Below are 12809 nucleotides of genomic sequence, written 5' to 3'. Positions count from 1 at the left end.
GGGTATGAAAGACAGATCACGGGCAAAATTAAGTAAAGAGCACCTTATTATTAGAACATCCGAAAAGCGATTTCATATTGCTGAAGAAAATATCCAAATAATTATCGAAAGAAACTTAAATGCCATTAAACATGAGGCCAGTTATTTAGGGTTTTACAATAGAACATGGGACCTTCCTCCCATTCAATTGCCTGATATAATTAATTTTAAATTTCTATATCATGAGCAAGTCTGCGCCTATTTGCCCGAAAATAAGTTAAGGGTGAATGCGCAAGTAAATCAGACAGTTTTTCCATATAGATACAAGCAAAACGATCCACTTGATAAGCAAAATAACTTTCTTCAGCACCCGCTCTAAAAACCCGGCCCCAGCGAGGGTTATAAAAAGCTTGCTGTTCTTTGAGCAATGCTGTTATGTGTGCATCCACTTGGGCAATTTGTTGCTGCCAGTTATTAATCTCTTCCTGATAAATTTGGGTATTTTCATCAATACTTTTGGTATACAAATCAATGTATTTTTGCTCAAATTCTTTTTTAGTTTCCATCGCAGCAATAATTTGTTTTTCAACTGGCAACGCTCTTCTTTGCGAGGCTATTTCCTCACTTAATTCCTCAACAACAAGTGCTGTTCGCCAATTACAATCTTTCTTTAAGCGTAGAATATCACCATAAATGTGATCACCTATATATAATATTTCATCCCCTCTTACTTGTAGATCCTCAGTAAATTTACGAGCACAACCGCCCTGATAGATACCAGGTTTAATTTCACCATGAAAATTGGTCATTGTACCATCGATTGGATTTACTGACAGAAAGCGCGGATTATCATAGAAAAAACGTGGTTTACCCGCTAAGGTAATGACATACTCAAATAAATCAAGCCAATCTTCGTCAGGCTCTAAAAAGGGATTAATGGCATATTCTAACAATAGCTTCGTATAGCCATATTCAGAATTCGTAAGAATAAATATCTTTTTCCCATAACGCTTTAATCGCTTTAAACCTTCAACAACTGCTTTTTCTTTATGAACATAATCATCAAGATGATTACTAATAAAATTTTTAATACTGCCATCAGCATGCGCCTTATCAACACTGCTTAATACATCTAAGGCAATCTTATTATAGCTTGGCAGGTCATGAGGGTTTTGATCCTTATAATCAACTAACTGACTATATAAGACGCAAAAAGCAATTGAAAAAGAAGTATCAATAGCCATGTAATTAGGATCTTTTAAATCCACATAAATACTTTGGTAAATTTTCTTCTGATCTTGATAACTGATAAGCTCAGTACCATGATAACTTTGACGAATAGCACCATATCGGCTTAGTTTTAAAATGTTGCCATTGCGACTATCTACGATTAAGCCTCGAATTGCATCATTAAAGTTAAACTGAAATTCTCGGATACTAATGGGATAATTCTTATCTTCAATAAGCTTTTCAATAACAATTTTATAAACTAACGTTTCAAAGTTCTTAGTGTTATATCTTATAAGCGTATGATCCATATCTAAGCCTATGAGCTTAATTCGCTTCATATTTAAAATACGGTTTACAAAAACTTTTTGATCCATCGCTTTTCCTTCTATTAAACTCATAATTATTAGCCTTTTACTGAACCATATGTTTTTTGTAAATAATGAACCAAAGCCCGAATAGCCATTGCCTCTCCCCCCTCTGGTTTTCCTGGCTTACTGCTTGTATTCCAAGCCATAATATCAAAATGCACCCAGGCAACAGCTGCAGGCACAAATCGTTTTAAAAATAAAGCGGCTGTTATAGCGCCAGCATAAGGTGTATTTCCACAATTTGATAAATCAGCAATATTTGAATCAAGTAAAGAATTATAATTTTCAAAAAGTGGTAATTGCCAAATTGGGTCATCTACTTCCCTAGCTGCAATCATTAATTCTTGCGCCAAATTTTCATTATTTGTAAACATTGCTGCAATTTCTGTACCTACTGCAACTCGAGCAGCGCCCGTTAAAGTTGCAAAATCGACTATAAGTTTTGGATTAAACTCACAGGCCTTTACCAATGTGTCAGCTAAGATTAATCGCCCTTCTGCATCCGTATTATCTACTTCCACAGTCAATTTGTTGCGCATGGTTATGATGTCACCTGGCCTGAATGCTTGTGGTCCGATTGAATTTTCAACAGCAGGGATCAGTACTTGTAAATAAACAGGTAATTGACAAGACATAATCCATTGTGCCAATCCTAAAGCGTGGGCCGCTCCACCCATATCTTTCTTCATTAAGCGCATGCCAGAAGAAGGCTTAATATCAAGCCCACCACTATCAAAACAAACACCTTTACCGATCAAACAAATAGCAGGATGATGAGGCACGCCCCAGGTTAAAGAAATTAGCCGCGGTTTGTTTTCCGAAGCTTTACCTACCGTATAAATGGCAGGAAAATTATCTTCTATTAATTCTTTATCAATCCACTGCTTAAAATTAGCTTGGTGTTGTTCGGCAATGTTTTGCGTAACCAAGGCAAGTTCTGCAGGACCTAGATCATTGGTCGGTTTATTAATTAAATCACGAATAAAAAAGATGCTATCTACTTGTCTCTTAATTGCAATCAATTCTTCTTCTGAAACAATTAAACGTCGAAGGACCATGTCAGGTGATTGTTTATAATCATTGAACTGATATTGCGCTAAAGCCCAAAAGATTAAGGCAATTTGAGAAAGTGCCTGCTCTGGCTTATACGAACCAGATGGGAGCCGTGTAGCAACCTGCGCTATTGCTAGAGTATCACTTTGCTCGCCTGTACCTACATAGACTTTTGCAAGCGAGCCATCTTGATGACTTATTAGACATATATCACCTAATTTACCTTTAAACTGCTGCAAATTAAATAAGTTACGCTCATAGTCTGTTAAATTTATTAATCCTTTATTCCATTGCTCTTGAGTAATTAAAATTAGCGGATACGCTTGTTCGGCAACTTGTTGATAAAATAGTTCGCTATTCATAGTCACTCCTTATTAAATCCACGAAATTGCGCCACTCGCATACCCAAAATATGTAAAATTAAGAAATAGCTCACTATGCTAACACTTACATGAAGGAAAAGCTTACCCAGTCTCGCCCAGGGTGAAAGAGCTAACCAGTCAAATGTTGTGCCTGCCATAAAATATAAATATAGAGCAATGACGCTATTAGCTAATATTAATTGTAAAATAAAAAATGCCCAGCCCTCTCTAGGTTTATATATTTTACGCCGACGAAGAAGGAATAACAAAATCCCACTATTGACATAGCCTGCCAAGGCAGATGCTAAAGCTAAGCCTGCATGGGCTAAAGGCCAAATCAGCAAAGCGCATAAAATACTGTTAACGAGCATGGCAGTAGCGCCTACCTTAACAGGTGTTTTAATATTTTGTTTAGCATAAAAACCTGAAGCTAGAACCTTAATCATCATAAAAGCCGGGATACCCGATGAGAGTGCTATTAAACTTTTTTGTGTTTGTATTAGATCAAAACTTGAGAATTTGCCGTAAGCAAAACAACAGGCAATCAACGGCATAGAAAAAAAGATAAGTCCAACACTAGCAGGAATTCCAATTAATAATATTGTCCTTAATCCCCAATCAATTGCAAAAGAAAAGTGAGTATTGTCTTCTTCAGCATGACGACGCGATAAATGAGGTAAGATTACTGTAGCAATAGCTACTCCAAAGACCCCTAAGGGAAAATCAGTTAATCTGTCCGTGTAATATAACCATGAAACACTACCTATTTTTAAAAAAGAAGCAAATATTGAATCAATAATTAGATTTAACTGAGCAATAGAAACCCCAAATAAGGCAGGAACCATTAATCTCATAACTCGTTTAACACCTTCATCATCGTAAGCTCGTTTAGGTCTTATTAATAATTGACGTCGATGTAAGAAAGGTAATTGAAATAAAAATTGTGCAACGCCAGCAAACAAAACACCCCAGGCCAAAGCCATGATGGGAGGATGACAATAAGGGACTAAAAAGAGCGCAGACAGAATTAAAGATAAATTTAAAAATATAGGCGTAATAGCCGGAACAACAAAATGTCCGTAAGTATTTAAAATAGCACCTGCCATTGCAGTTAACGAAACTAACATTAAATAGGGAAAGGTAATTCTTAGCATCTCAGTCGCTAATAATGTTCGACTACTATGCTCACCAAAACCAGGGGCAAAAATATAAATAATTAATGGTGTTGCAATCATTCCAAGCAATGTAACTAAAGTCAGTACAGAGCTTAATCGGCCTGCAACGCGAGCAATAAAGGTTCGTACATCCTCATGTGATTGTGTCTGCTGGTATTCAGCAAGGACAGGCACAAATGCTTGTGAAAAAGCGCCTTCTGCAAATAATCGCCGCATAAAATTAGGTATTCTAAAGGCAACTAGAAAGGCATCCATTCCCGCTTGCGCACCAAATAAATGAGCCAACAACATGTCACGTACAAACCCTGTCATACGGGATAAAAAAGTCATAAGGGAAACAAGCGTACTTGAACGTAGAAGGCTTTGTCGTTTTGGAATCATAGTTTCAATTGTAGACATAATTTTAGGGTCATAAAAAAGTCTTATCATATAATGTTAATGTGGAATTCGGCGACAGTTAAATTAATTTTGTTATTATCTTCTGTAAGCTGAATTAAATATTATCCATTTTCCACTGTTAATTGAATTTTATTATGCCATTATGGACTTTAATAAAACATCAGCTCATAATAGTTGGCTTGCATAGGGATTTTGGCAGTTTTTTAGGCAGTGCCATTGGTGAAATATAGGCTTATCTCATGACAAAAAATCAATATAAAATAGTAGGATTAATTGCCATAGGTGGTGCATTAGAATTTTATGATTTCACAATTTACGCTTTGTTTGCACCTTACCTTAGCCAACATTTCTTTAACAATGCTAATCAATTTATTACTTTAATTAATACGTTTGCAGTTTTTGCACTGGGTTATTTGGCTCGACCATTAGGCGGTATTTTCTTTGGCCACTTTGGGGACAAATTTGGTCGTAAATCAGCATTTTCATTAGCAGTATTTATGATGGCAATTGCAACCTTAAGTATAGGATGCTTGCCAACTTACCAATCTATAGGAATGACGGCGCCTATTCTTTTAATGATATTAAGATTGGTACAAGGGTTTTCAGTAGGTGGAGAAATTCCGGGCGCTTCAGTATTTATTATTGAACATGTGCCATTTAATCATCAAGGTTTTGCAATTGGTTTTGTATTTATGTGTATTACCTTAGGGAATACCATTGGTGCTATGGTCGGCCTCATTTTAACAACGCTTTTAAGCAATCAACAAATGCTATTGTGGGGATGGCGCGTCCCGTTTATTTTAGGATTTATAATAAGTGTTATTAGCTATAAAATTCGGAAAAAAACGATAGAAACACCTACTTTTATAAACTTATTAAAAACGAATAATTTACATCACATCCCATTTTTAGGCGTCCTACAATCATCTCCCCTTAAATTATTAAGTGCTTTTTTATTAACTGCAGTTTCCGCAAGCATCATCTCATTTTTTCTCTATTTACCAACATATCTTATTAGTATTGTTAAAATTAATGTTTCACATACCTATGTTATTAACTTCTTTGCTTTTTTAAGTTTTGCTTTAATGACCTTATTCTTTGGGCGAATCTCAGATTATATTAATAGAAAAAAATTGTTAATAATCGCCGCGACACTGCTGATTGTATTTAGCTATCCGTTATTTTATGGCTTAAGACTATTTGGAGAACCCTTTTTGTGGCTATTTATTTTGGGATTAGCACTTCTTAGTGGCATGATTAATGGCAGTTATATTATTCTAATTACCGAATCATTTCCAGCAAACATTCGTTATTCTGCCGTTGGTTTTAGTTATAGTCTAGGTATTGCAGTGTTTGGTGGCATTGCTCCCCTGGCCTTTACCGGGTTAATTCGCTATTTTATGACGCCGGAAGCACCTGCACTCTATATATTGGGTTGTGCAGCTTTGACGCTGCTTGCAACTTTAGTCAATGCTTATGGAAGTAAGTTACCAGGTCATGCAAATAAATTAGTAATTAAAAAACAGGCAATACACATAGGCTCTTAGAGCTATTTTCTAATTGTTTCTGTTATTACTGTTGCAGTATGTACACTTAATTAAATGATTTATCAAACAAATTGATATCATTTATTAGTGCCCACTGAAACTTTATAGAGGGCTGCTATGCTAATCAAAAGCATTTATTTAGTGTATAGATATTGACAAAAATAGAGCGATTAGGCATGATTGGCACTTTTGTGACACCTGAATGAGTGGAGATTTTTAAGTGGCAAATATTAAATCAGCAATCAAGCGTGCTCGTCAGAACGTGAAACTTCGCAAGCATAACGCTAGTGCACGTTCCATGTATCGTACTTATGTAAAAAACGTTATTAAAGCCGTTGAAGCTGGTGATCAAGAAGCAGCACGTGCAGCTTACGCTAAAGCCCAACCTGTTATTGACAAAGCAGCTGGTAAAGGATTAATCCATAAAAATAAGGCTGCAAGAATTAAAAGCCGCTTAAGCGCTCGTGTTAAAGCAATGGCTGCTTAAGCTTATTTTACAATCGATTTGAATCTAGATATTTCCATCCCTCTGAATTAAGTAATATCCGAATCCTCTGGTTCGGATTTTTCTATTGACTGGCCAAAAAAGTTATTTTCACTTGCTTGCTCGTTGAGTTGCTTATAAACTCGTTTTGCTGGCATATAATGAGGAAATTGCTTTATTAGTTGGTTTAAAATCTTTCGTGATGAAGCCTCATCTCCCCGATTCCATTCATTAATAGCATCCATATACATTAAATCTGCAGTTTGTCCTGCAAGTACTGGTACCTGATCTAAATTAACAGGTTCAATATAGCTTAAACGTTGTTCTTTTAATGCGCCCATCCAATGAACCATTTTGCGAGCCTGCCAACTACCATTTTCGCTAGCAAGCTTTAATAGTTCCTTACCCTGCTCTGGCTGCCGCTCGCCTAAAGAACCATCTAAATAAAGAAGAGCTAATTGATATTGAGCATAAGCATTGTTATTGTTGGCCAACTCTTTGTAAATTGATGCTGCATGTTGAGAATCTTTATTAACACCTAGCCCATGTTGATACATACGCGCCAAAGCTAATTTAGCTTTTTCATTACCTAAATGAGCTGCTTGCTGGTAAAAGTTTACAGCTTCTTGAAAATCAAGCTTCGTTGAAACGCCCGTTTCAGACAATAAACCAAGCTCATAAAGCGCGCTGCTATCACCTGCTTTTGCAGCTTTTTTATACCAACTTAGAGCCAGCTGCTCATCACGCTTACCTAAGTCACCACGCAGATAAATACCTGCTAACTGATTCATTGCTTTTGCATAACCTTGTTCTGCAGCGCGGATATAAAATTCTTGGGCTTTAGCATAATCAACAGCAATATCTTTACCCATTTCATAGATTAAAGCTAAATTATACTGCGCAACCTTATCTTGTTTGTTAGCTGCAAATAGGTAACTATTTAACGCATTACGATAATCATTATCTACAGTTTCGTAGATAAAGCCTAGGGCTACTGCCGCAGGTGTATAATTGGCTTGCGCTTGACTATACCATTTTTTAGCTAAATCATAATTTGGTACTTTATCCACACGACCTAACTGATAAAATTGTGCTAACTGATATTGAGCGACAGGTTGATCTTGCTCTGCTGCTAACTGATACCAATGGAAAGCTAGCTCTTTATTTTCCTCGCCACCTAACCCTTTATCATAAAGAAAAGCAAGTTTAAGCTCTGCATCTTTATCACCTTTATTAGCAAAATCCTGATAAATCTCTTTTGCTTGCTTCATATTATCGGGGTTACTAGCTGTTAGCATATAATAATCTGCTAGTAATAATCCTGCTTTGCTATTGCCTAATTGACGTGCTTTATCAAGTTCAGGTAAGAAATTCTCACCTAAATGATATTGTAGAATGGCTAAATTAAAATTAGCGTAAGAAAATCCTGCTTGTGCTGATTGTTGTAATAATTCTTTTGCTTTAGCAATATTTTTGCTAAGGCCATTTCCATTACTATAATAAGTACCTAAAATAAAGTCATGCGCAGGATTATTAGGAGCTTGTTCATACCAATACATTGCCTCGACAGAGTCAGCACTCACAGCAACTCCCCGCTCATACATAAGACCTAGTAAGATTGCGGCATATGGATTACCAGACTGCGCTTCGTTTTTTGCAACTTCAAAAGCCTGCTGTTGTTTTACAGGATTAGAATCCATTGCATTGTAAAAGGCTAAAGGTAACTTAGCCTCAACAACGCCTGCATCAACTGCGCCTTGGTAAAGATGCTTAATAAGATCTGTTCTTGCTTGTTTAGCGTTCTTACTAAATGCGGTATTGCTTTCTTTACTTAAGAAAGAGGCTAGCTGATATTGCGCAGGCCCAAAATTATTAGAGGAAGCAATTGAAAGTATCGCTAATGTCTGTTCATGATCTGGTTTAACAATTAAAGTACCATCTGATGCAACCAGTCCTTGCTCATAAATATTAGCTAATACGTATTGAGCATAGGGATTACCTTTAAAAGCAGCATCTGTAATCCATTGCACTCCTTTTTGGTAATTAACAGGCTCCGTTTGTCCTTCCAAATATAAAAGACCTAAATTATATTCAGCCCGTAAATCTTGTTGCAGGGCGGCTAACTGAAAATAAGTAATTGCCTGAGGAATATTTTTAGCAACACCAACGCCATACTGATAGAGCTGCCCTAACTCAAATTGTGCCGCAGGATTACCTAATATAGCTTGGCTATATAATTGATTTAATACAGCTTGTAAGTTGGCTTTGTTCTGCCAGCCTGCAAGCTTTTCTTCTAGATAATTAAAGGGCTTAATTTCATTGCTGATTGGATAAGTTGTACTTAATTTAACGAAAGAATCTGGCTCATGCCTTAAGACCAAGTACTGATCACGAAGTATGCTTTCTATCTCCTTTGAATAAGGATAATGTGGGTAAGACCAAGATTTATTATTACCAACGGAAGTCAAGGTTGGCGCTATAATGTCAAAATAATCACTAATTGAGATACTGGCAGGATCTGCCATTTCAAACTGCGGCTTATATAAGTCTTGACGTGATATCTTATCTATATGGGGTGCTGGATTATAGTTGTTTTCTTTTAAAGCAGATGGATTTTTCCAAGCAGTATAAATACCACTTAATTGGTATTCTTTACCAAAACGGTCACTTTTATCATTACTTAGCCACCTAGCCACAGCAATATCTGTTGCAAGAGAGGCTGGTTTTTCCTTAACTTTCTTTTTCGCTTCCTGTTCCCAATAACGAGCCAGCTCTAAATTAGATTCGATACCCTTACCATCTTTATATAATTTAGCAACTGACTTTTGTGCTTCTTTTGAGCCATTTTGGGCAGCCTTAAGAGTCCAGTTAAACCCAATCTTCTCATCAGAAATAGGGCTTTTTTTATCTAGGTAGAGCTCAGCAAGCGTAGTTTGAGCCTTTATATTTTGCGCCTCAGCAGCTTTGGTTAGCCAATCTTTAGCTTTAGAGACATCTCCTTCCTTGCGGGCTATTTCTCCATAGACAAACATAGCGGGAGGATAATGTTCCTGTGCTGATTTTTCAACTAACTCTTTTGCTTTGGCTAAATCACGTTTAACACCCTGGCCGTTAACATATAGCTCAGCTAATTTAATTTGTGCATGCAGATTTCCTTGTGCTGCAGCTTTAGTAAGCCAAATAACACCCATTTTCTTATTCTGCGCTTGACGACTATCTAGAAAATGCTCTGCTAACGTATATTGAGCAATTGCATTTCCATTTTTAGCTGCTGCAATATAGTAACGTTTAGCTGCTTCTGGATTCTTTTTTACACCATAACCATACAAATAGGCTGCTGCACAATACATATTAGCTGCTGTATCATCTGCTTCTGCTGCTTTTTTAAACCATTTAAATGCTTCCTCAGGCTCAGCTTTGCTTAAAGCGTAATTAGCTAATAATCGTTGCGCTGGCAAAAATCCCTTATTAGCAGATTCCATAAAATGGCGTAAGGCTAACGTGTTATTTTTTAATTGACCATAACCGTATAGACGCATTAAACCAAGGTAATAATTAGCCACCGCATCTTTAGAAGCTAGGCTTGGTAATGTTTTTGCTGCAAGAGTATAATTACCTTGTCGATAAGCCTCTAAGCCATCAGCAGCGTTGACCAATTGGCTTGAAGCTGCAGCAACTAAGCAAAACCATGGTAGCAATGATTTCATGGTCATTTTCCTTTTAATTTAATTAATACTCACCTTTACCTTTAACTAAACTTTATGCAATCCTTACAGAGAAGGAATAATACCGTATCTTACTATCGCCCTAACTGCATCATTTTTAGAACCTGTATTCGCAAGCCAATAATTACCACGGTTATTTAAACCATATTTTACATTGGTATATTCACAAACCTGTAAATGCTCTTGACAGTCTACAACTCGCCCATAGGGCGATTTTTTTTCAGCGATAGAGCAAATATATTTAACTACAGGTTCACTTGTAGCTAAAACCGCCCACTGATTACCGGAAATCGTGTGGTTTAAATAAGCGCTATAGGCACTGTCTTCAGGACGCATCTGAAATAAGTTAATGGCTTGATCTGTTTTATTAAAAATAATATAGAGTGATTGGCTTGCTCCCGCTTCATGCGGTTTTAATTTAAGTGTTTTCAAATTAAATGTGTAGCCTTCATCACGACAGCCTATGGGGTTATTTGTATCTTCTTTTTCAGCAGCAAAAAGACTACCACAGCAAATTAAAAGTAAGGGAAAGAGCAAATTTTTTAGATATTTTTCGCTTAGCTTGTTCATTGTCTTTTTCCACTTGCAGTTGTTAAAATAGGTCGTACAGTTACTTTGGTACCCAGACCATTTGGGCTACTTGTGTCTACAAATTCATGATTTAACCAAAGCGCATCTTGAATAAATAACCTCACACATCCATGACTTGCGCGATGACCTGGAATATCATCAGACCCATGTAAGGCAAATCCTTTATGGAAATACATGCAATAGGGCATTTTTGCGCCGCCTTTACCGATTGGATAAACATTTGATCGACATTTTTCATTTTCTTTACTAAAAAAATGGAAAATCCCTGTCATCGTGCGACAAGAGTGACTGCTATCAGAGCATTTATCAGTGCCTGACGAAATAGGCCCCCATTTAACCAACTTACCATTTGCGTCATAAGCGCCCCAAGCAAGTTTATCTTGATCAACAATAACTTGTTTTTCACCCTCAGGTTTTATTTGCAAAGGAAAAGGAGCAAAATCTAAAATGGTCTTATTGGCTAAATTACGAGGCACTACAATTTCTTTACCATACCATAAGTAGTTGTAGCTACGGTTAATACGCTGCACTATGTCACGCTGTTGCTCATCAGGAAAAAGCTTTTCCCAAGTTTGCCCTTTTCCAACTTTAATACATTCATATTGCGGATAAGCACAGAGTCCTTTTCCATAATAAGCGGTGGCATGTACTGCAAGAGCAGGCATTAAGAGAGTAATCATCACCAAAATTCTTTTCATGACGTGATCCCCTTATAATTTTTAATAAAGGATTGCGCTTTTAAATCCTTCTTCACTCTATGTCGGTTAGCTACTTAAAAAGTTTAGTATTTCCCTTTATTTTTAATCCTTTTTCTAAACTTTATTAGATCCTTAGTTAATTAACGTGAGTTCGATATAAAAGAGCCAAAGGCTCCTTTATATCGCTAAACGAACGTTGTCCCGTAAAATACGGAGCATTTGTGCGGGATCAAGATCAAAAGTAAGCGAGTTCGACATAAACGAGCTGCTAAATCGTTTATGTCGAACTCACGTTAATTAACATAATAATAAATAGAAATGAATGCCAACATGGCTATTAAGAATTTAACCACTTAGAGCATTATTATAAAAGATTTATGTGCTGTCTTATTAAGACTAAATCCTTTAGTAGCTCAGACTTGACCTGCTAGACAATTCTGAAAAACCAGCGACTATCAGGTTAAGTCTGAGCTACTACAACTCAAGCGGTTAGAGCGCTAAGAGAAGGAGAAGGTCATCATTCCCTAATTGACTTTCTGGAGGTTTTTTGGATGCAAAGAAGCTGTAGCCTGCGTTGGGTTTATGTAATTTACTCGGCTGCTTATTTCTTTCACTTTCTTGATGATGCCTTTTCTTAAGTGTTTGTTTTGAATCAGAGCTATCTGTAATGGACTTGACATCGGAATGGGCAATCTCGGGAGCAGGAGCGGTAGTTACATAGCCATCTTGAGTAAACTCGTTATGGTCCAACTTATTTATCACTTCCTGAAGTAGGCCCATCTCCTCGGTTGTCATCAACATTGTTTCCTCTACATTGGCTTTGACACCAGAGTTGGCAATCTCAGGAGCAGGAGCGGTAGTTACATAACCATCTTGAGTAAACTCGTTATGGTCCAACTTATTTACCACTTCCTGAAGTAGATCCATCTCCTCGGTTGTCATCAACATTGTTTCCTCTACATTGGCTTTGACACCAGAGTTGGCAATCTCAGGAGCGCCTTCATAACAAATGCCAGTCCCCGCATAAGACACAACCTTATCTGTCCGATACTTCTGCAAAGCTCTAGTAATATATTCTAATGGGACACCATTTAAGTTGCCTTCTACTATTAAGCCATTTTGTGTGGTATTTGTAAGGGCTTGAATATCTACAGTGCCCTCATAGCAAATGCCAGTCCCCGCATGAACCCAAACCCCC

9 protein-coding genes are annotated in these 12809 nt (G+C 37.0%); 2 read left to right on the top strand and 7 right to left on the bottom strand.

All coding sequences use genetic code 11. From position 1 onward, the window contains the following. Window positions 1-206: 206 nt before the first annotated feature. From ACQUW5_RS13515 to murJ, 3 genes are read right to left on the bottom strand one after another with little or no spacing between them, the layout of a single operon-like run. On the bottom strand, window positions 207-1607 hold the full coding sequence (locus ACQUW5_RS13515) for an HAD-IG family 5'-nucleotidase (protein WP_444991796.1): 1401 nt from the start codon (window positions 1605-1607) through the stop codon (window positions 207-209). Between the two features lie 5 nt (window positions 1608-1612). Beyond that, window positions 1613-2992, bottom strand: a complete 1380-nt coding sequence (locus tag ACQUW5_RS13510) for a leucyl aminopeptidase family protein (RefSeq protein ID WP_444991795.1) — start codon at window positions 2990-2992, stop codon at window positions 1613-1615. Window positions 2993-2994: 2 nt separating this feature from the next. Next, entirely contained in the window at window positions 2995-4566 is a 1572-nt protein-coding gene (gene murJ / locus ACQUW5_RS13505; protein WP_444991794.1) for a murein biosynthesis integral membrane protein MurJ, read from the bottom strand. Between the two features lie 239 nt (window positions 4567-4805). Here murJ and ACQUW5_RS13500 point away from each other — a divergent pair, with 239 nt between their 5' ends. Further along, a complete protein-coding gene (locus ACQUW5_RS13500; RefSeq protein WP_444991793.1) occupies window positions 4806-6113 on the top strand; it encodes an MFS transporter in 1308 nt (435 codons plus the stop codon). 220 nt (window positions 6114-6333) lie between these two features. Continuing rightward, window positions 6334-6600 carry a 30S ribosomal protein S20 gene (gene rpsT / locus ACQUW5_RS13495; RefSeq protein ID WP_444991792.1) on the top strand — a complete coding sequence of 89 codons (267 nt, stop codon included), beginning with the start codon at window positions 6334-6336 and terminating at the stop codon, window positions 6598-6600. Between the two features lie 47 nt (window positions 6601-6647). On the opposite strand, the gene ACQUW5_RS13490 is transcribed toward rpsT, so the two are convergent. From ACQUW5_RS13490 to ACQUW5_RS13475, 4 genes are all read right to left on the bottom strand, one after another. After that, complete coding sequence (locus tag ACQUW5_RS13490; RefSeq protein WP_444991791.1) at window positions 6648-10304, bottom strand: tetratricopeptide repeat protein; 3657 nt, start codon at window positions 10302-10304, stop codon at window positions 6648-6650. A 63-nt stretch (window positions 10305-10367) separates the two neighbouring features. Further along, window positions 10368-10892, bottom strand: a complete 525-nt coding sequence (locus ACQUW5_RS13485) for an endopeptidase IV (protein ID WP_444991790.1) — start codon at window positions 10890-10892, stop codon at window positions 10368-10370. Continuing rightward, entirely contained in the window at window positions 10889-11611 is a 723-nt protein-coding gene (locus tag ACQUW5_RS13480; RefSeq protein ID WP_444991789.1) for a L,D-transpeptidase, read from the bottom strand. Before ACQUW5_RS13480 ends, ACQUW5_RS13485 begins: the two co-directional genes overlap by 4 nt. 489 nt (window positions 11612-12100) lie before the next feature. Next, window positions 12101-12809, bottom strand: a 709-nt coding sequence (locus tag ACQUW5_RS13475; protein WP_444991788.1) for a hypothetical protein, incomplete at its 5' end; no start/stop codon positions are given.

It is taken from the genome of Legionella pelazae (genome assembly GCF_052527395.1).
Note: the sequence above shows the minus strand (reverse complement) of the source record. Positions and strands in the feature narration are given on the sequence as shown.